Genomic DNA, 18,484 nt, shown 5'->3' with positions numbered 1-18,484 from the left:
CGGGCGACCGACCGATCCGGACCGCCCGCCCCCGCGCCACGTGGGCGGGGTGGTCTGGTCGGGCTCGCCGTCCGGGTGCCATGCAGGCGTTCGTGCGCGAACGGGAACGCCGCCGGGAACACGCCAGCCGATGACCCTCCGTGGAGGAAGGGCGTCCGTTTCGTAACATGAGCCAATGATCGGGTCCGTCGAACAGCGCCCCCAGCAGCGGCGCGAGCGGCAGAAGCCGGTGCGCCGTCACCGCCTGTTCGCCCTCGGTCTGGTCGGGACCGGCTTGGTGGTTGTCGCGGTGTTCGTGTTTCGCGCCGGCTCCGAGGACGCAGCCATCGGCTCCGGCCAAGCCCCCCTGCGGGCGACCGGGACGACGACGTCCGGTGCGCCGGGGGCGCCGCGCCCTGCCGTCAACGTGCGGATCGCCGCCGTGGGAGACATCGTCATGGGCTCGCTGCCGGACGACCTGCCGCCGGATGGCGGCGCCTCGTTCTTCGACCCCGTCGACGACCTGCTCGCCGGCGATGTGGTGCTGGGGAACCTGGAAGGCACACTCACCACCGGCGGTTCCAGCAAGTGCGACGACAACGACAGCCCGAACTGCTTCGCGTTCCACGCCCCACCGTCGTACAGCCGCTGGCTCAAGAAGGCCGGGTTCACGGTCCTGAACACGGCGAACAATCATGTCGACGACTTCGGGGCGGAGGGGCGGCGCGAGACGTTCGCCGCCCTGCGCTCCGTGAACCTGCCGTTCACCGGCCGCCTGGGCCAGATCACCATCCAGCGGCTACACGGCATCCGGGTCGCAGTGATCGGGTTCGCTCCCGACCGAGGGGCGAACGACCTCACGGACATCCCCGCCGCAAAGCGACTCACCGCCCGCGCCGCGACGATGGCGGACATCGTGATCGTCATGATGCACGCCGGCGCGGAGGGCTCGGACCGCACCCACGTAGAGCCCGGCACCGAGTACTTCCTCGGCGAGGACCGCGGCGACAGCTACCGCTTCAGCCGTGCGGTGATCGACGCAGGGGCCGACCTCGTCGTGGGCAGCGGCCCGCATGTGATGCGGGGAATGGAGTTCTACAAGGGCCGACTGATCGCCTACAGCCTGGGGAACTTCTCCGGCTACAAGGTGCTCGGCCTCGGCGGCACACTCTCCACCAGCGGCGTGCTGCAACTGACCCTCCGCTCCGACGGCACCTATGTCTCCGGGCGCCTGCGCCCGACCCGGATCGTGGAGCCCGGCACGCCGGAGCCGGGCGGCGATGCGATCGACCTCGTCTCCAGCGTGTCGGAGGAGGACTTCGGCTCGCAGGCCGCCCACATCTCGGCGGACGGGACCATCCAGCGCCCGTAGCCGGGCGCCGGCGCCGGCTCGGCTCCGGCGTTTCACCGGGCAGCCGAGGGAGTGGCTTTCGGCCGGTGTCTGGTTGCGGATCACCTGATGTGGTGGTGATGGGGAGGGCAGATCGTTTCTTTGCGCTTTCATAGCGTTACATTCCGTGATCACGCGGTGGCTGTCCGAGCTGCCCGGTGATGACGGAGGTATCAGGATGAAGAAGGCGTTGGCGGGCTTGGCGGCGGCCGGTGTGATCCTCACGGCTGCGGGGACGGCGGCCGCGGCTTGGGGCTCACCGATCCCGAAGCTCAAGTCGGAGGGTGTCAGGTTGACGGAGGGGCAATACAAGTTCAACCCGGCGGGCATCAATCACGGAGCTTTCGAGTGGCAGGGGCGGCTCTCGGACTTCGACTTGGGCGATGGCCACAACGTCTACATGCAGGTCCGCGTCGAGGGCCACGACTGGGTCCGGTACTACGGCAAGCAGAAGCAGTCGGTGTGGATGCACCACTCCAACTGGGACGGTGCTGAGCGCTACACCATGGACGCGTACATGCGCGCGTGCCGCGACCGGGGAAGCCTCCGTCCGGACAACTGCTCTCCCGGGCAGCACTTCGCCAACCACTAGGACTTACCGACACGCAGAGCCCGGATCCCCGCATCCGGGCTCGCACTCTCCCTAGGGGAAGCCATCAATACGTCAGAAGTCCTGTCCGCCACGGGCGTCGAACTCTTCTACGGTGACACCCCCGCGGTCCGGAACGCGAAGATCTCCCTCCGTCGCGGTGAGGTCGCGGCGATCACCGGACAGAGCGGCTCGGGCAAGTCGTCGTTGCTGTACTGCCTGGCCGGAGTGCTGCCCGTCGCCCGCGGCGAGGTCCGATTCGAGGGGCGCGTCCTCGCTGAGCTGCCCGACGAGGAACTCAGTGCCCTCCGCCGAGAGCGGTTCGGATTCGTCTTCCAGTACGGCGAACTACTCCCCGAGCTGACCATCGAGGAGAACACCGCCCTGCCCCTTCGCCTGGCCGGACAACGCAAGGCCCCCGCGCTCGCCGCCGCCGGCGAGGTACTCGGTCGGCTCGGCCTCGCGGATCTGCGGAGCCGCCGGCCCTCGCAGGTGTCCGGGGGACAGAACCAACGCGTCGCAGTCGCCCGCGCGTTGGTCCACCAGCCGGCCGTTGTGTTCGCCGACGAGCCCACCGGCTCACTCGACAGCGCCAACGCCACGGCCGTACTGGAGGAGTTCCTCGCGCTCGCGCGGTCCCAGGGGACGGCCGTGGTGCTCGTCACGCACGACCAGCAGGTGGCAGCCCGAGCGGACACCCGCTACACGATGTGCGACGGCGCTCTCGCCACCCAGGGCCGGGAGGCGACGTGAGAGAACTGTTCCTCGGGCTGCGCCTGCTCCTGGGCAGCGGGCGAGGGAACCGGGTGAGGTTCCTCCTCATGAGCCTGGGCAGCGCGATCGGCGTGAGCTGCCTCGCCGTGGTCCTGACCATCCCGGGAATCCTGGCAGCCCAGGACGCCCGCATGGCGGCGCGTCAGCCGACCTGCGCCAGGAACTCACAGGGGCACTGCACCGACGCCAAGGGGGCCCCACGGGAACTGACCATGACGGATCCGCTCGGCTCCCGGCCCATGACCCGCGTCTTCCTCGCAGTCGGTACCAAGCACATCGAACCGCCACCGGGACTGGTGACACTTCCGCGCCCAGGCCAGATCTTCCTGTCTCCGCGGCTGCACGAGGTGCTGCACGGAGAGCCGGGGCTCGCCCGACTCCTCCCAGGGCGGGAGCGAGGAATCATCGGCCCCCAGGGCCTCGCGCATCCCGATGAGCTGTACGCGTACATCGGCGTCGCACCGGACAAGCTCAGAGACGCCGATGTTGTAACACTCTTCGGCAAGCCCTACCCGCCCAGCCCCACAGTGGAGAATTCGACCCTCGACATTGTGCGGTTCACTCTCGCCGGCGTCGTACTCCTGCCTCTGGCGGTCTTCCTCTCCGTGTGCGCCAGGCTCTCCGCGGCCGTCCGAGTACGGCGGTTGGCCGCTCTACGACTGCTCGGCTTGAGTACAAAGGCTGTTCAGCGGGTCAATGCGGCCGAGACGGTGGCTGCCGTACTGCTCGGTGCGGTGCTCGGTCTCGGAACCTATGAGTTGGTCAACCAAGTGATCAGCCGTGCGGGCCTGCCCGGCTTCAAGTGGTATCCGGGTGACGGCGCCCTCAGCCTCTCGACGATCCTCGTCTGTCTGCTCGGCTGTCCCGCCCTCGCATGGTTCGTGGGGCGGGCGAGTGCTCGGAAGGCGGCGGCGAACCCGCTGGCCGTACGGCGCAGTGCCGTACAGAAACCACCCGGCAAGTGGGGGTTGCTCCCGCTCGTTCCCGGGCTGGGCATCGTCGCCGGGTACTGCGTGGTGGGTGCGACCGGCCATGCGCCGCGGGATACTGGAGTGTCGGCCGTCCTCATGCCGCTTGCCGTCGTACTGGTCGGTGCCGGTCTCGTACTGGCGCTTCCGCTGCTCTCACAGGTCCTCGCCCGCCGGGTGGCCCGCTCCAGTGGTTCGCTGTCCTTGGGCCTGGCCATGCGTCGCAACGAGGCGGAACCCGGCGGTGCTCTCCGCGTGGCGACGGGCCTAGTCCTGTTGGTGTACGCGGCCTCGCTCGTCCAAGGGGTCCTGATCGAACTCGACCAGGTGTCCAAGCATGAGTCCCCCGTGCAGATCTACAGCATCGAACTCGGCGGTGTGACGGCCGAGGAACAGCATGCTTTGGAGAGCATTACAGGCATCCGGGGGCACGCCGTTCAAATGAGCTCCTGGATGGATCCCCGTTCCGACGCATTCGAGCCCATCATGGACGCGGTGATCGCCACGTGCGGCCAGTTGCACGAGTTGGTGTTGAATGCCGACGGATGCGTGGACGGCCGTCCCGTTCGGCTCCTGAACTGGGCCCAAGGAGGCGGCTCGGACGGTAAGCGGGGAAGCACCTTTGCTTTCCACCTGCAGAAGGCGGGGCATGGCCGCTTCGTGCACCTGAGGGTTCCGCAAGAGACCCTTCGTTACCGCGACTGGGACGGTATCCCAGCGCTCGATGCCGACGTTCTGCTTCCACCGTCGTTCCTGCCCACGGGCTATCGGCCCGAGCATGCCTCTCTCATCCTTCTCAGCAGTTCTGACCCGGAGACGGTGCGAAACGTGTTGGACGGCATCGGCTCCGTAGACCCCACCATCGCCGTAGACCCCTACGGCATCAACGTAACCGCCCTCCAGCAGATCGCTGTCGTCAAAACCCTGCTCGCCATCGGCATGGTGCTCGGTCTGGTCATCGGAGTGGCCGCCTACCTGGTCGCGGCCACGGACCGGGCCATGGAACGGAAGCCGCAGGTCACGGCGCTGGCCTTGCTCGGCGCGCGGCCCCGCACCCTGCGGGCCGCGCAGGTGGTGCAGGTCGTGGTGCCGTTGACCGTGGGGCTGGTGTCGGCAGTCGTCACCGGGAAGGCAGCCGAGTCGAGTTACCTCGTCACGGGGGGCGGTGCGATCTTCTGGGACGGGAAGGGCTTGCCGCTGCTGCTCGCCTGTGCGCTCGGGGCCGTCGTCGTCGCTGCCCTGGGCTCATTGCCCCTCGTCGGGCGGCGGATCGATCCGGAGTTGATTCGGCGGGACTGAGAGCCGACAGCGGCGTGGGGCGGTGCCCGGTGTGGGCGCCGCCCCAAGGAGTTGGCCGGCGGTCGTCAGGAGGCCGTTCGGCAGGGCGAAGGCCGCAGGTGTACGTGCCCCCGGCGTTCAGGGGGCCCAGCGGCTCGATACCTCGCCTTCGGCTCTCCTGCCTCCTCCCTCAGTAGCCCTCCCTCGGAATTCTCCCTCGGAACTTCTCCCTCAGAACTCCTCCCTCAGAAGTTGCCCTGTGTGTTCACCGGGCCGACCTGGAAGACGCCGGAGCAGGTCTGCCAGGGGGCCGGAAGCAGGGTCGCGGTGTGGGAGGCCGGTGGGTAGACCCGCAGGTAGGTGCCGGTGCGCAGGCAGGGTCCGCCCACCGGGCCGTTGGTGGTGCGCGCTGTCGCCGAGGCCGAGTGGGCGGGGGCGAGGGTGACGGTGCCGTAGGGGCTGCCGCTGTGGGTGGCGGCCGGGCCGATCTGGTGGTGCGTGGTGTCCAGGACGCTGACGCCCGGATAGCCGCGCAGGGCGCAGCCGGTCGTACCGGTGTTGGTGAACCGGATCGACCAGTACAGCGACCCCGCCGCGCCCTCCTTGCGGCCCATGGAGAGGTAGAGATCACTCGTGGTGCAGGTCCGGACGGCGGTCGCGGCCCGGGGCGCCGTCGCGGGTGCCGGCGGGGTCGCGCTCCACGCGGCTCCCGCGGCCGTCAGTCCCAGGAGAGCGGCGGTCAGTGCGGCGGCCGTGCCTCGCGCAGATGCATACATGTCGTATCCGCTTCCATCGGGCGAATCGGTGGATGAAGGGTCACTGTGTTGGATGCACTCCGGCTCGGAAAAGTTGCCCGGGTGTCCGTTCCCCGCGTTCCCCGACACACAGCCGCAACCCCTCTTTCGTAATCGGCGTGCATGGTTGATCGTTGGGCCGTGCATCGATGACGAAGACGACCGACGTCAGGGGGCACCGACGATGACGATCAGCCGCAGAGCACTGCTGGCCGCGGGAGCCGGGGCGGCAGGTGCCGGATTACTCGCCGGCTGCGGGTCCAACACCGGGCGTGGGGGCGGGGGCGCCGGCGGCACGGAGCTGTCGCAGTGGTACCACCAGTACGGCGAGGCCGGCACCGAGCAGGCCGTCGAGCGGTACGCCGCCGCCTACCAGAAGGCACGGGTCACGGTGCAGTGGCGGCCCGGAAACTACGACCAGCAGACCGCCGCCGCCCTGCTCACCGACTCGGGGCCGGACGTCTTCGAGGTGAACGGGCCCACGCTCGACCAGATCCAGGGCGGTCAGGTCGTCGACCTCACCGACCTGATCGACGGCGTCAAGGACGACTTCAATCCGGCCGTGCTCACGCCGAAGACCTACGACGGAAGGGTCTGGGGCATTCCGCAGGTCATCGACATGCAGATGCTCTATTACCGGAAGAGCCTGCTGAAGGACGCCGGGGTCGAGCCGCCCGCCACGCTCGACGCCCTCGTGGACGCCGCGAAGAAGCTCACCGGCAGCAAGGTCAAGGGGCTGTTCCTGGGCAACGACGGGGGAGCCGGTGTGCTCGGCGGTACGCCCCTGTACGCCGCCGGGCTCCAGCTCGTCACCGAGGACGGCAAGGCCGGCTTCGACGACCCCGCCGCCGCCCGCACCCTCGGCAAGCTGCACCAGCTGTACGCCGACAAGTCCCTCCTCCTCGGCGCGCCCGCCGACTGGTCCGACCCCTCCGCCTTCATCCAGGGGCTGACCGCGATGCAGTGGTCCGGGCTGTGGGCGCTGCCCCTGATCAAGAAGGAACTCGGTGACGACTTCGGCGTGCTGCCGTTTCCCAAGGACGGCGGCCAAGGGAAGCCCGCCGTACCCGTCGGAGCCTACGGCGCCGCCGTCAGCGCGCGCGGCCGGCACCAGGAGGCCGCCAAGGAGTTCGTGAAGTGGCTGTGGGTCGAACGGGCCGACTACCAGGAGGACTTCGCGCTGTCCTACGGCTTTCACATCCCGGCCCGGATCTCCCTGGCCAGGAAGGCGGCCACGCTGCGGTCGGGCGCCGCCGCCGACGCCGTCCGCTTCACCACCGACCACGGCTACGCCCAGCCCCTGCTGTGGACGCCCGCCTCGCAGACCGCCTACCAGGACGCGCTCAGCCGGATCATCACGAGCGGGGCCGATCCGGCGAGTGAACTGCGGTCCGTCGTACGGAAGGTGGCCGGCGAGCTCGACCGGGTGAGGAACGCGAAGAAGGCGAAGAAGACATCGTGAGGCGCCGCGGGGCCCTGTGGTTCTGGGTGTTCGTGGGGCCGTTCACGCTCGGGCTCGCGCTGTTCACCTACGTTCCGCTGCTGTGGAGCGTGGGCCTCAGCTTCTTCGATGCCCACAACACGGTCACGCCGACGCACTTCGTGGGGCTGGACAACTACACGGCGATGCTGCGGGACGACGCGTTCGTCGGCAGTCTGCGGACCTTCCTCGTCTTCACCGCCTTCATCGTGCCGGTCACCTACGGGTGCTCGCTCTCCCTCGCCCTGATGGTGAACCGGCTGAAGCGCGCTCGCGCGTTCTTCCGGTCGGTCTTCTTCCTTCCGGCCGCGTGCAGTTATGTGGTCGCCGCGCTGGTGTGGAAGATGTCGATCTTCAACGGGGTGCGGTTCGGGCTGGCGAACACGGTCCTCGGGTGGTTCGGGGGTGATCCCGTCGCCTGGCTGGCCGGCACCGATCCGCCCTGGTACTGGCTGGTCATCGTCACGGTACGGCTCTGGCTGCAGGCCGGGTTCTACATGGTCCTGTTCCTGGCCGGGCTGCAGCGGATCGATCCGGTGCTGTACGAAGCCGCCGCCGTGGACGGGGCCCGGCCGGGGTGGACCGTGCTGCGGCACATCACCCTGCCCCAGCTGCGGGCCACCTCGGTCGCGGTGGTACTGCTGCTCGTCATCAACGCCTTCCAGGCCTTCGACGAGTTCTACAACCTGCTGTCCGATGCGCGGGGGTATCCGCCGTACGCCCGGCCGCCGCTCGTCTACCTCTACTACACCGCCCTCGGGCAGGGGCAGAACCTCGGGCTCGGCAGCGCCGGAGCGGTGATCCTCGCGCTGGTCATCGCGGTCGTCACGGTGGGGCAGGCGCGGTGGCTGAGGCTGGGAAGGACGGACGCCGATGGATGACGCCCTGGTGCGGGCCGGGCGGGCGCTGCGGCTGGCGCTGCTCGTCGTGCTCGCTCTCCTCTTCCTCGTTCCCTTCTATCTGCTGGTGCGCAACGGGCTGTCCAGCGAGCAGGACATCACCTCGCCCGAATGGACCCTCTTCCCCGGCGAGCTGAGGTGGGGGAACGTCCGGGAGCTGTTCGACGATCCGTCCGTTCCGTTCGCCCGCTCGCTGCTCAACTCCGCGCTGATCGCCATCGCGACGACCCTGGGCACCCTGTTCCTCGCGTCCCTCGCGGGCTACGGCCTCGCCCGCATCCCGTACCGGCACGCGAACAAGGTCTTCTACGGCATCCTCGGCACCCTGCTGGTCCCGGCCGCCGTCACCTTCGTACCGAGCTTCGTGCTGGTGTCGTCGCTGGGCTGGATCTCCACCCTGCGCGGGCTTATCGTCCCGACGCTGTTCTCGGCGTTCGCCTGCTTCGTCTTCCGGCAGTACTTCGTTGGCTTTCCACGGGAGCTGGAGGACGCGGCGCAGGTCGACGGACTCGGGTACTGGCGCACGTACTGGCTGGTGGTCGTACCGAACGCGCGGCCGGTGTTCGCGGCGGTGGGCACGATCGTCTTCCTCGGCGCGTGGAACTCCTTCCTGTGGCCGCTGGTGATCGGACAGGACCGGAGCGCCTGGACGGTCCAGGTGGCGCTGTCGTCGTTCACGACGTCCCAGGTCATCCGGCTGCACGAGCTGTTCGTCGCGGCCGTCGTGTCCGTCCTGCCGCTGCTGCTGGTGTTCCTGTGCTTCCAGCGGTGGATCGTGGCGGGGGTGGAGCGGTCCGGGATCGACTGAACCGGGTCGGGCCGTCGAGCCGCCGTCCACCACCAGGTCGGTGCCGACGACCGAGGCCGCGTCGTCCGAGGCCCTGTCCGTGGCGGTGGGGCCGGGGCTGACGGCGTTGATGCGCACACCGTCGGCGATGTGGTCGGGTGAAACCGCGTGACGGCGCGCACGGCGCACCGGCGCCCCGCCCCCCGCGTCCCCTGCCGCCGCTACAGCGCCCGTACCTCGTACGCCGCCACCCGTACCGCCTCGTCGTCCAGGCACTGGCCGCTGATCAGGTCGAAGCGCTGCTTCAGCAGGGGTGAGGCCACGAACGGGCGGCCCTGGTGGGTGCCGGTCAGGCCGCGGGAGAGGACGGCCGCGCCGGTGAAGGGGTCGCGGTTGTCGACGGCGTACAGCCGGTCGGCGCGGTCGCGGAAGACGGCCACCTGACGGCCGTCCGGCAGCAGGGCGGCCACCCCGCGGCCGGGGGTGAGCGTGCTCAGGTCGCACGCCGTGAACCAGCCGTCGGCAAGCCGGAGTTGGACCTTCAGACCGGTGGTCTCAAGAGTCAGGGTCATCGCTGGGCGCTTCCTTCCAGGACGTCGTCGGCGGGCCGCATGCCGATGGACAGCAGCGGCAGGTCGGGCTTGATCTGGTCGCGCTCGGGGACGAAGGCGACGACCGGGTCGGGGGTGTCCGGGGCGTTGACGAAGGACACGAACCGGGCGAGCTTCTCGGGGTCGTCGATGGTCTCGGCCCACTCGTCGCGGTAGTGGGCGATGTGGGCCCGCATCAGCTGCTCCAGTTCGTCGCAGATGCCGAGCGAGTCGTGCACCACCACGTCCCGTACGTGGTCCAGGCCACCGGGGATCCGCTCCAGCCAGGTGCTGGTGCGCTCCAGACGGTCGGCGGTGCGGATGTAGAACATCAGGAACCGGTCGATGAGGCGCACGAGTTCGGCGTCGGACAGGTCCTGTGCGAGCAGGTCCGCGTGGCGCGGGGTGGCGCCGCCGTTGCCGCCGACGTACAGGTTCCAGCCGTTGGAGGTGGCGATGACCCCGAAGTCCTTCGACTGGGCCTCGGCGCACTCGCGGGCGCACCCGGAGACGGCGGACTTGAGCTTGTGCGGCGACCGCAGGCCCCGGTAGCGCAGCTCCAGGTCGATCGCCATCTTGACCGAGTCCTGGACGCCGTACCGGCACCAGGTGGAGCCCACGCAGGACTTCACCGTGCGCAGCGACTTGCCGTAGGCGTGCCCGGACTCGAAGCCGGCATCCACCAACCGGGACCAGATCAGCGGCAGTTGCTCGACCCGGGCGCCGAACATGTCGATGCGCTGGCCACCGGTGATCTTCGTGTAGAGACCGAAGTCCCGGGCGATCTCGCCGATCACGATCAGCTTCTCGGGGGCGATCTCGCCGCCGGGGATGCGTGGCACGACCGAGTACGAGCCGTTCTTCTGCAGGTTGGCGAGGAAGTGGTCGTTGGTGTCCTGCAGGGCGGCCTGCTCACCGTCGAGGACGTACCCGCTCGCGCCGATCGCCGGGGCGAGGGAGGCGATGATCGAGCCGACGGCCGGCTTGCAGGTCTCACAGCCGTCGCCGTCCCGGGCGCCCTCACGGCCGTAGCGGTCCAGCAGCTCCTGGTACGACGTGATGCGCAGGGCGAGGACGATCTCGTACAGCTCCTCGCGGGTCTGGGCGAAGCAGCCGCACAGGCCCTTGTCGACCTCGATGCCGGACGCCTCCAGCTCGGCGTCGACCAGCTGGCCCAGCACCTTCACACAGCTGCCGCAGCCGGTACCGGCCTTGGTGCACTTCTTCACCTCGGGCACGGTGGTGCACTTGTGCTCCGTCACCGCCCCGCGGATGGTGCCCTTGCTGACGTTGTGGCAGGAGCAGATGATCGCCTCGTCCGGGAGGGCGGACGGGCCGAGCTGGGCCCCCGAGTCGGCTCCGGCGGGCAGGACGAGCGACTCGGGGGAGATGGGGGGCACCGAGCCGGTCAGCGCGCGCAGGGTGCCGTACGCCTCGGCGTCGCCGACCAGGATGCCGCCGAGCAGCGTGCCGTCCGCGCCGATGACCAGCTTCTTGTACAGGCCGGCGCGGGAGTCGGAGTAGACGACGTCGAGGCAGTCCTCGGTGGTGCCGTGCGCGTCGCCGAAGGAGGCCACGTCCACGCCGAGCAGCTTCAGCTTGGTGGACAGGTCGGCGCCGGTGAACGTCAACTCTTCGGCCTCGTCCGCGGCGATGGTGGCCGCGGCCGTCTCCGCCTGCTCGTAGCCGGGCGCCACCAGGCCGTACACCCGGCCGTCCGCGGCCTGTGCGCACTCGCCGATGGCGAACACGTGCGGGTCGGTGACCGTACGGCACTGCTCGTCCACGGTGATGCCGCCGCGCTCGCCGACGGCGAGGCCGCAGTCCCGGGCCAGCTGGTCGCGGGGGCGGACGCCGGCACTGAACACCACCATGTCGGTGGGGAGTTCGGAGCCGTCGGACAGCTTCATGCCGGTGACGGCGCCCGAGGCGTCCGTGACGATCTCCTGGGTGCCCACGCCCGTGTGCACGGTCAGGCCCATGCCCTCGATGGTCCGCAGCAGCGCCGCGCCGCCGCCCTCGTCGACCTGCACCGGCATCAGGCGCGGCGCGAACTCCACGACGTGGGTGTCCATCCCGAGGCCCTTGAGCGCACCGGCGGCCTCCAGACCGAGCAGCCCGCCGCCGACCACGGCGCCGGTCGTCGCCCGTGTCTTCGCGTACTCCTCGATCGCGAGCAGGTCCTCGATGGTCCGGTAGACGAAACAGCCCTCGGCGTCCTTGTTCGGCACCGGCGGCACGAACGGGTAGGAGCCGGTGGCGAGGACGAGCGTGTCGTACCCGAAGACCTTGCCGGACCTGGCCGTGACCTGCTTCGCCGCGCGGTCGACCGTCTCCGCCGGGTCGCCGACGTACAGCTCGATGCCGTGGTCGGCGATGAACCCCATGTCGGTCATGGACAGGTCCTCGGCCGTCCTGCCCGAGAAGTACGAGGTGAGGGCGACGCGGTCGTACGCCGGACGCGGCTCCTCGCACAGCACGACCACGCGGTGCGTGGCGGTCAGGCCGCGCTCGGCGAGCGCTTCGAGGAAGCGCTGGCCGACCATGCCGTGGCCGACGAGCACGATCGTGGGGGTGTCCGTGCGGGTGTCCGTGGACATCAGGAGCCTCCGTCGTTGGTGAGCAGGTGGAGCAGGGGGCCGTCGTCGGGGAGCGGCTCTGCTCCCTCCCAGGCGCGGGCGAGCGCGCCGACGGTGCCGAGTTCGCCGACGAGGACCCCGCCGACCAGACGGTCGTCGCGGACGACGACCTTGCGGTAGGTGCCGCGGGTGGCGTCGGCGAGCCGTACGACGTCGTCTCCGGGGCGCGCCTCGGTCTCGCCGAAAGCCGCCAGGTCGAAGGGGGAGCCCGCGCCGGTGAGGGTCAGCCGGGTCAGGGAGCGGGTGCCGCGGTAGCGCGCGTTCGTGCCTCCGGCGAGCAGCTCGGCGAGCGCGTCGGCCTGTTCCAGCGCCGGAGCCGCCAGGCCGTAGACCGTGCCGTCGTGCTGGACGCAGTCGCCGACGGCGTGGATGTGCGGGTCGGAGGTGCGCAGCGCGTCGTCGACGAGGACGCCCTGATGGACGGCGAGACCGGCCTGCTCGGCGAGTCCGGTGCGCGGGCGCGCCCCGCAGGCGAGGACGACGAGGTCGGCGTCCAGGGCGTATCCGTCGGCCAGCTCCACGGAGCGGACCGCGCCCGCGAGGCAGCGCACGTCCCGCACCCGGCACTCGGTGTGCACCTCGACGCTCAGGTCCGTGAGGTGCCGCAGCACCAGCCGGGAGGCGTCCGGGTCGAGCTGGCGCTCCATGAGCCGCTCGGCCTGCTGGGCGAGGACCACCTGCGCACCGCGCACGGCGAGCGCGCGGGCGGCGGAGACGCCGAGCAGCCCGCCGCCGATGACGACCGCGCGCACGCCCGGCCGGACCGCCTTGGCCAGCCCCAGGCAGTCGTCCATCGTGCGGAAGGCGTGGACGCCCTCGGGGAGCTGGTGGTCGGGGGTGAACAGACCGCGCAGCGGCGGCAGTACGGGGTTGGAGCCGGTGGCGAGGACCAGCGTGTCGTATGCGAGGGACGTGCCGTCGGCGCAGTCGACGGTCCGGGCGGCCCGGTCGATACCGGTGACCCGGGCCCGGAGCAGCCCCGCCGGTGCCGGGAGGCCAATCACCTCGGGGGCGTAGCGGCCGGCCAGCACCTCCGCGAGCAGTACCCGGTTGTACGGCGGGTGCTCCTCCTCGCCGACGAGCAGCGCGGGCGTGCCCAGCTCACCGAGCCGCCGGGCGAGCCGTACGCCCGCGAGGCCGGCGCCGATCACCACCACACGCGTTTTCGAGGTCATGTCCTTGAGCGTGCGGTCCCGACGTTACCCGGCCGCATCACCCCTGTTTCCCGTGGGGAACGCTGCCCTCAGCGGGGGCGGGCGGGGGGTGTGAGGGGTCCGGGCGGGGAGCCGGCACCGCACTGAGGCGCTAACGGCTGCCCGTCAGATGGGCGAACACCACGACGTTGCCCTGGTAGCCGGTGGCCTTCGAGTAGCCGCCGCCGCAGGTGATGACCCGGAGTTCGGGGCGGGGAGCCGCGCCGTACACCTTGTCGTCGGGGAAGTCGCGGGCTTCGTACACCTCCACCGCGTCCACGGTGAACACGGCCACGCTGCCGTCCCGGCGGTCCACCTCGATGCGGGCGCCCCGCTTGAGCGCGCCCAGGTCGTAGAAGACGGCGGGGCCCTCCGTGTTGTCGACGTGCCCGGCGACGATCGCGGTGCCCGTCTCGCCTGGCATGGTGCCGGACTCGTACCAGCCGGCCAGGTTCTTCTCCCGGGCGGGCGGCACGTCCAGGCTGCCGGACGGGGTGAGGGACAGGCCCGTCAGCGGGGCGTTCACACGGATCGCGGGAATGCGGATGCGCAGGGGCGGGGAGGGCGCGAGCGCGGGGGCCGCAAGGCGCTCCTCGCCCGGATCCGGGCGGCCCTCGGCGGCGGCCGGCTGCGGTGGTGTGTCCGTCCCGGCACCCCCGCCGAGCAGCCATACCCCGCAACCGAGGGCCACGACGGTGAGCGCGGCTATCGCGGTGTCGCCGAGCCGGTCACGCCTGGCGCTCCTGCGCATACCAACCCCTCTCCCGGGGGCGGACCCCCGAATCCCGGAGACGGACCCCGAATCCCGGAGACAGGACCCCGAGTCCTGGGCAGCACCTGAGTCCTGGGCCGCACCTGAGTCCCGGGCCGCGCCCCGAGTCCCGGGGCGGACCCCGAGTCCCGGAGACGGACCCCGAGTCCCGGGCCGCACCCCGAGTCCCGGGGCGGATCCCGAAGACCCCTTCCCCCTCCGGGCCGCGAGGGGCATCGGACCCGGAGGGGGTGGGGCATGCGGTACCGGCCGACGGACAGCGGAGGGTGTCCGTCAGATCCCGTCGCCTCTCGCCCGGCGATGCAGGAGCCAGGTACCGCCCGCGGCGGCGACGGCCAGTGCCGCCACACCCGCCGTGGTCTGCACGGGGCCGGGGCCGAGTGCGCCGCCGACCCCCGTCTTCACACTTCCCCGCGGCTGCACCTGCTCGTGCGCCGCGGTCAACGCCACCACCAGGTCGCCCTTCACCTGCCGGTCGCCCTCCGCGCAGGTGGCGACGATCTCGTACGTCCCCGGCTGCGCGCTCGGCGGCACCTGGAACTGGCCGATCGCCTCGCCCTCGTGCGAGCTGGGCGCCAGTGTGAAGGTGCCGGCACCGACCGCGCCCGCGTCCCCGGTCGCCGAGCCCTTGTCCCCGCACGCGGCGGTGTTCACCGTGACCTGGCTGCCGGGAGTCACGGTGGAGGGGTACACGTCCAGGCTGCCGGTGCCGACGGCGTGGGCGGGTGCCGCGGCTGCCACGACGAGCGCGGTACCGGTCAGCAGACGGGCGGTGCGGCGCATGGTGCTCCCGGGGCTTCGGGTCTCGGTCCGTTCGTTACCGAGGTAAGTCGCAGTCCCGGAGTTCCGCTCCCTGAGGGCGCGTCAGAAATGCGGTGAACGGGTGTCGTCCGCGGCCCCCACACGGCCTAGCCCGCACGAGGTCCGGGCAGGTCACAGGGTGTGCGCGGGCCCGTGCGAGAGGCCGGTGCGAAGAGAACACGAATGGACGAGAGGGCCGGTGCCCGCCCAGGCACCGGCCCTCTCATGAGGCACGCGGTTCAGTTCACGTTGACGGCGCTCCAGGCCGCCGCCACTGCGTTGTACTCCGTGCTGCCCGCGCCGTACAGGTCCTTGGCGGCGTTGAGGGTGGCCGTGCGGGCCCCGGCGTAGTTCGTCGAGGAGGTCATGTAGACCGTCAGCGCCCGGTACCAGATCTTGCCGACCTTGTCGTGGCCGATGCCGGTGACCGTGGAGCCGTTGTACGTCGGCGAGTTGTAGCTGACGCCGTTGATCGTCTTCGGCCCGCTGCCCTCGGCGAGGAGGTACGCGAAGTGGTTGGCGACGCCGGAGGAGTAGTGGACGTCGAGGTTGCCGACCGAACTGCTCCAGTAGTCCGCCGAGTTGCCGTCCTTGGACGGCTTGTCCATGAAGCGCAGGGCGGGCTTGCCGAAGCCGGGCTTCACGATCTTCTCGCCGATGAGGTAGTCACCGGGGTCGGAGGGGTTGTTCGCGTACCACTCGACCATCGTGCCGAGGATGTCCGAGGTGGCCTCGTTGAGCCCGCCGGACTCGCCCGAGTAGGTCAGCGCGGCGGTCTTGGAGGTGACCCCGTGGGTCATCTCGTGCCCGGCGACGTCGAGGGCCACCAGCGGCCCGAAGGTGGTCCCGTCACCGTCGCCGTACGTCATGCAGAAGCAACTGTCGTCCCAGAAGGCGTTGTTGTAGTTGCTGCCGTAGTGGACGCGGTTGTACGAGCCCTTGCCGTCGCCCGCGATGCCGTTCCGCCCCTGGACGTTCTTGTAGTAGTCCCAGGTCTCGTTGGTGCCGTACTGGGCGTCGACGGCGGCCGAGGCACGGTCGGCGGTGGTGCCGCTGCCCCAGTGGTTGTCGGCGTCCGTGAACAGCGTCGCGGGCGCCCGGCTGAAGCAGATGCCGAAGAAGCACAGGTCGGTCTTGCCCTCCGCGTCCCCGGTGTAGGTGTTGCCGCGGGTCGGGTCCTTGAGCTGGTACGACGATCCCGACTGGGTCGTCTCCAGCGGCACCGTCCCGCTGTAGAGCGACTTGCCGTCACCGGCGGCGGTCTCGATGCTGTCCCAGGCGTCGATCTGGCGGCCGGTGCGGGCGTCGGTCAGCACGGTCCGGGCGACCGGGTTGCCGAGCGAGTCCAGGCCGGCCGCGTTGGTGCGCCAGGCGAGCTTCGGGGTGCCGTGCAGGGCGTCGACGATCAGCTCGGGCTTGGCCTTCACCTGCTTCAGCGGGTTGCCGAGGTGGGCGGCGCGCAGGGCGTTCACGGCGAGGTCGGCGGCCTTGGGGGCCGAGATCTTCGGGAGGACCGAGCTGAGGGATATCGGGCTGCGGGTCGCCCGGTTGGCGCTGCGGTAGGCGCCGTCCCGGGCAAGGTGGACCACGAAGTCGCCGCCCAGAACGGGCAGCCCGTGGTACGTGCGGTCGTAGCGGACGTGCTGGGTGCCGTCCCTGTCCACGATCACGTCACGGACGCTGGTGTGCTCGGCGGAGGTCAGGCCCAGGCTCGTGGCATGGGCCAGGAGCGCCGACGCCGCGTTCTCGATCGCGGTGGCCCGGCTGGGTCTCGTGTCGGCGTGGGCGGCGGGGGAGAGGGCGACGGTCAGCAGGGTCGCGGTGGTGACGGCGACGCCGGCGGTGGTGGCGAGACGACGGGACCCTCGGACGTGCGGGCGTATCCGGCTCATCTGTCTCCTCGGGGAGGCGCCGAACTGGGCGTGGGGGTGGCGCTGATGTCCCCAGAGATTTAAAGGGCCATGACATGTCATGTCCATAGCGTCTTCATGGAGATGTGTGAGGAGCCGAAGGGGGTACAGAATCGTTTCCGTGATCACTGAGGAGCCCGAGCGGTCCGGGACCCCGCTGCCGTTCTTCGTCTACGGCACGCTCCGGCCCGGCGAGGCCAACCACAACTTGTACTTGCGGGGGCGCACCGCCTCCGAGGAACCGGCCCGGCTGCCCGGCGCGGCGCTCTACGACGGCCCCGGCTACCCCTACGCCGTCGAGCGGCCGGGCGGCGAGGTCCGGGGCGAACTGGTCACCGCCCGACCGGAGGCCTACCCCGAGCTGCTCGCGGCCCTGGACCACCTGGAGGAGTACGTGCCGGGCGACCCGCGCAACCTCTACGAACGCGTCGCCCGCCAGGTCCTGCACACCACCGACGGCACCGCCGTCGAGGCCTGGGTCTATCTGGCCGCCCCGCGGGTCGCCGCCCGGCTGCGGGCCGAGGGCAAGTTGATCGAGGACGGAGACTGGCTGTCCCGCCGCTGAGCCGGGGAATCAGCGCGGCAGCGACAGTCCCGCCGGATCACTCGTAGTGGACGGTGCCGTCCTCGTCCATCGTCGGGTGGATCTTCATGGGGCCGTACTCGTCGTGGTCCGAAGGGCGTGGGGTCTCCGGGCCGTCCGGGCCCATACGGATCATGCGTTCGATACGGCAGATCCGGAAGAGGCGGTCGTCGACGCGGAACTCGTCGGCGCGGCCGAGCGCCCGGTACTCCTCGGCCGCCTTGGCGTAGCGGGCCTTCTTGGCGTCGTCGTACTGGTAGAGCATGGCCCAGATCTCCTCCAGCCCGTTGTAGAGCGAGCGCCGGGCGGCGTGCGGGGTGGGCGCGAGCCGGGTCAGCGGGCGCCAGCCCTGCTCTTCGTGCTCGGCCACCGTGAAGCCGGCCGGGAGCAGCACGATGTCCGGGTGGGTGCGGACCGCGCGCTCGGAGTCCGCGCGCATCCGGGCCGGGTAACGGGAGCCGGTGTAGGAGAAGTCCCGCAGCGCCAGTTTCAGCGCGCCCTCCATGGGGCCCTCCGTGTGCTCCGGGTCGAGGGCGAAACCGATCTCTCTGTACGGGGTGTCGCGCGCCTGCCGGTCCCACGAGGGTTCCACCGGCTCCGGGTCGGTGGGCCGGGGAGGCTCCAGACCCCCGTCGTCATCGCTGCGCGTGAACTCGTCCCCGCGCACCACCCGGTAGCGGACCCCGCACGCCTCGACCTCGTTCACCGGCTCCCGGTCCAGCACCGCCACGGCGGCCAGCAGTTCGCGCCGCACGGCCCGGTCCTCGGTGTCGTCCTTCGCCGTGAAGAACAGATGGGAGTTCAGGCCGTCACGGGCCATCTGCGGCATGCCGTCCGTCACCGGTTTCAGCAGCCGCCACCCGGGCCCCGCCGCCGGATCCTGAACGGCGACCCCGAACACCGGCCCGCGCACCGAGAAGTGGGCATACCGCACCGAGGCGTGCGCCGCGTCGACCTCCTTCACCCACGCGGCGGGGTCACCCCGGCGTTCGAGGTCGTCGCGGAGCGCGTCCAGCTGTCGCTTCCAGTTGCCGTCCATGCACGCATTGTTGCGGACC

16 protein-coding genes are annotated in these 18,484 nt (G+C 70.6%); 8 read left to right on the top strand and 8 right to left on the bottom strand.

All coding sequences use genetic code 11. From position 1 onward, the window contains the following. Positions 1-175 precede the first annotated feature (175 nt). The 4 genes from ABZ624_RS31030 (at position 176) to ABZ624_RS31015 (ending at position 4,999) form a co-directional block, all read left to right on the top strand. Positions 176-1,351 carry a CapA family protein gene (locus ABZ624_RS31030; RefSeq protein ID WP_360096269.1) on the top strand — a complete coding sequence of 392 codons (1,176 nt, stop codon included), beginning with the start codon at positions 176-178 and terminating at the stop codon, positions 1,349-1,351. Between the two features lie 310 nt (positions 1,352-1,661). After that, on the top strand, positions 1,662-1,961 hold the full coding sequence (locus ABZ624_RS31025; RefSeq protein WP_360096266.1) for a hypothetical protein: 300 nt from the start codon (positions 1,662-1,664) through the stop codon (positions 1,959-1,961). Positions 1,962-2,024: 63 nt separating this feature from the next. Continuing rightward, a complete protein-coding gene (locus tag ABZ624_RS31020) occupies positions 2,025-2,711 on the top strand; it encodes an ABC transporter ATP-binding protein (RefSeq protein ID WP_360096344.1) in 687 nt (228 codons plus the stop codon). Further along, positions 2,708-4,999 (top strand): FtsX-like permease family protein, encoded by a 2,292-nt coding sequence (locus ABZ624_RS31015; protein WP_360096263.1) that lies wholly within the window; start codon positions 2,708-2,710, stop codon positions 4,997-4,999. The genes ABZ624_RS31020 and ABZ624_RS31015 overlap by 4 nt, the downstream gene beginning before the upstream one ends. Before the next feature lie 224 nt (positions 5,000-5,223). Here the strand turns inward: ABZ624_RS31015 and ABZ624_RS31010 are convergent, their stop codons facing one another. After that, positions 5,224-5,754 (bottom strand): DUF4232 domain-containing protein, encoded by a 531-nt coding sequence (locus ABZ624_RS31010; protein WP_360096260.1) that lies wholly within the window; start codon positions 5,752-5,754, stop codon positions 5,224-5,226. Between the two features lie 202 nt (positions 5,755-5,956). On the opposite strand from ABZ624_RS31010, the gene ABZ624_RS31005 reads away from it, so the two are divergent. The 3 genes from ABZ624_RS31005 to ABZ624_RS30995 are packed head-to-tail and all read left to right on the top strand — an operon-like array spanning position 5,957 to position 8,959. Then, positions 5,957-7,234: a sugar ABC transporter substrate-binding protein gene (locus ABZ624_RS31005; RefSeq protein WP_360096257.1), complete on the top strand. Its 1,278-nt coding sequence runs from the start codon at positions 5,957-5,959 to the stop codon at positions 7,232-7,234. Then, positions 7,231-8,133, top strand: coding sequence for a sugar ABC transporter permease (locus tag ABZ624_RS31000; RefSeq protein WP_360096254.1), 903 nt, complete (start codon positions 7,231-7,233; stop codon positions 8,131-8,133). The genes ABZ624_RS31005 and ABZ624_RS31000 overlap by 4 nt, the downstream gene beginning before the upstream one ends. Further along, on the top strand, positions 8,126-8,959 hold the full coding sequence (locus tag ABZ624_RS30995; protein WP_360096251.1) for a carbohydrate ABC transporter permease: 834 nt from the start codon (positions 8,126-8,128) through the stop codon (positions 8,957-8,959). The genes ABZ624_RS31000 and ABZ624_RS30995 overlap by 8 nt, the downstream gene beginning before the upstream one ends. 200 nt (positions 8,960-9,159) lie before the next feature. Here the strand turns inward: ABZ624_RS30995 and nirD are convergent, their stop codons facing one another. The 6 genes from nirD to ABZ624_RS30965 all read right to left on the bottom strand — a co-directional run bounded on the left by nirD (position 9,160) and on the right by ABZ624_RS30965 (position 16,825). Then, positions 9,160-9,510, bottom strand: a complete 351-nt coding sequence (gene nirD / locus ABZ624_RS30990) for a nitrite reductase small subunit NirD (RefSeq protein ID WP_360096248.1) — start codon at positions 9,508-9,510, stop codon at positions 9,160-9,162. Further along, on the bottom strand, positions 9,507-12,128 hold the full coding sequence (gene nirB / locus ABZ624_RS30985; RefSeq protein WP_360096245.1) for a nitrite reductase large subunit NirB: 2,622 nt from the start codon (positions 12,126-12,128) through the stop codon (positions 9,507-9,509). The genes nirD and nirB overlap by 4 nt, the downstream gene beginning before the upstream one ends. Further along, positions 12,128-13,342 (bottom strand): FAD-dependent oxidoreductase, encoded by a 1,215-nt coding sequence (locus ABZ624_RS30980; RefSeq protein WP_360096242.1) that lies wholly within the window; start codon positions 13,340-13,342, stop codon positions 12,128-12,130. The genes nirB and ABZ624_RS30980 overlap by 1 nt, the downstream gene beginning before the upstream one ends. Positions 13,343-13,472: 130 nt before the next feature. Beyond that, positions 13,473-14,111, bottom strand: a complete 639-nt coding sequence (locus ABZ624_RS30975; protein ID WP_360096239.1) for a class F sortase — start codon at positions 14,109-14,111, stop codon at positions 13,473-13,475. 294 nt (positions 14,112-14,405) lie between these two features. Then, positions 14,406-14,915, bottom strand: a complete 510-nt coding sequence (locus ABZ624_RS30970) for a hypothetical protein (RefSeq protein WP_360096236.1) — start codon at positions 14,913-14,915, stop codon at positions 14,406-14,408. 257 nt (positions 14,916-15,172) lie between these two features. After that, positions 15,173-16,825, bottom strand: coding sequence for a M4 family metallopeptidase (locus ABZ624_RS30965; RefSeq protein ID WP_360096233.1), 1,653 nt, complete (start codon positions 16,823-16,825; stop codon positions 15,173-15,175). A gap of 139 nt (positions 16,826-16,964) precedes the next feature. On the opposite strand from ABZ624_RS30965, the gene ABZ624_RS30960 reads away from it, so the two are divergent. Then, positions 16,965-17,408 carry a gamma-glutamylcyclotransferase family protein gene (locus tag ABZ624_RS30960; RefSeq protein ID WP_360096230.1) on the top strand — a complete coding sequence of 148 codons (444 nt, stop codon included), beginning with the start codon at positions 16,965-16,967 and terminating at the stop codon, positions 17,406-17,408. A gap of 37 nt (positions 17,409-17,445) precedes the next feature. Here ABZ624_RS30960 and ABZ624_RS30955 read toward each other — a convergent pair whose 3' ends face one another. Further along, positions 17,446-18,465 (bottom strand): DUF5954 family protein, encoded by a 1,020-nt coding sequence (locus ABZ624_RS30955; RefSeq protein ID WP_360096227.1) that lies wholly within the window; start codon positions 18,463-18,465, stop codon positions 17,446-17,448. Between the last annotated feature and the right edge of the window lie 19 nt (positions 18,466-18,484).

It is taken from the genome of Streptomyces sp. NPDC007205 (assembly GCF_040634095.1).
Lineage (GTDB): Bacteria > Actinomycetota > Actinomycetes > Streptomycetales > Streptomycetaceae > Streptomyces.
Note: the sequence above shows the minus strand (reverse complement) of the source record. Positions and strands in the feature narration are given on the sequence as shown.

Coding starts and splice junctions, on each gene's coding strand:
- ABZ624_RS31030 (WP_360096269.1), top strand. CDS start 176: ATGATCGGGTCCGTCGAACAGCGCCCCCAGCAGCGGCGCGAGCGGCAG.
- ABZ624_RS31010 (WP_360096260.1), bottom strand. CDS start 5,754: ATGTATGCATCTGCGCGAGGCACGGCCGCCGCACTGACCGCCGCTCTC.
- ABZ624_RS31005 (WP_360096257.1), top strand. CDS start 5,957: ATGACGATCAGCCGCAGAGCACTGCTGGCCGCGGGAGCCGGGGCGGCA.
- ABZ624_RS30995 (WP_360096251.1), top strand. CDS start 8,126: ATGGATGACGCCCTGGTGCGGGCCGGGCGGGCGCTGCGGCTGGCGCTG.
- nirD (WP_360096248.1), bottom strand. CDS start 9,510: ATGACCCTGACTCTTGAGACCACCGGTCTGAAGGTCCAACTCCGGCTT.
- nirB (WP_360096245.1), bottom strand. CDS start 12,128: ATGTCCACGGACACCCGCACGGACACCCCCACGATCGTGCTCGTCGGC.
- ABZ624_RS30980 (WP_360096242.1), bottom strand. CDS start 13,342: ATGACCTCGAAAACGCGTGTGGTGGTGATCGGCGCCGGCCTCGCGGGC.
- ABZ624_RS30975 (WP_360096239.1), bottom strand. CDS start 14,111: ATGCGCAGGAGCGCCAGGCGTGACCGGCTCGGCGACACCGCGATAGCC.
- ABZ624_RS30970 (WP_360096236.1), bottom strand. CDS start 14,915: ATGCGCCGCACCGCCCGTCTGCTGACCGGTACCGCGCTCGTCGTGGCA.
- ABZ624_RS30965 (WP_360096233.1), bottom strand. CDS start 16,825: ATGAGCCGGATACGCCCGCACGTCCGAGGGTCCCGTCGTCTCGCCACC.
- ABZ624_RS30955 (WP_360096227.1), bottom strand. CDS start 18,465: ATGGACGGCAACTGGAAGCGACAGCTGGACGCGCTCCGCGACGACCTC.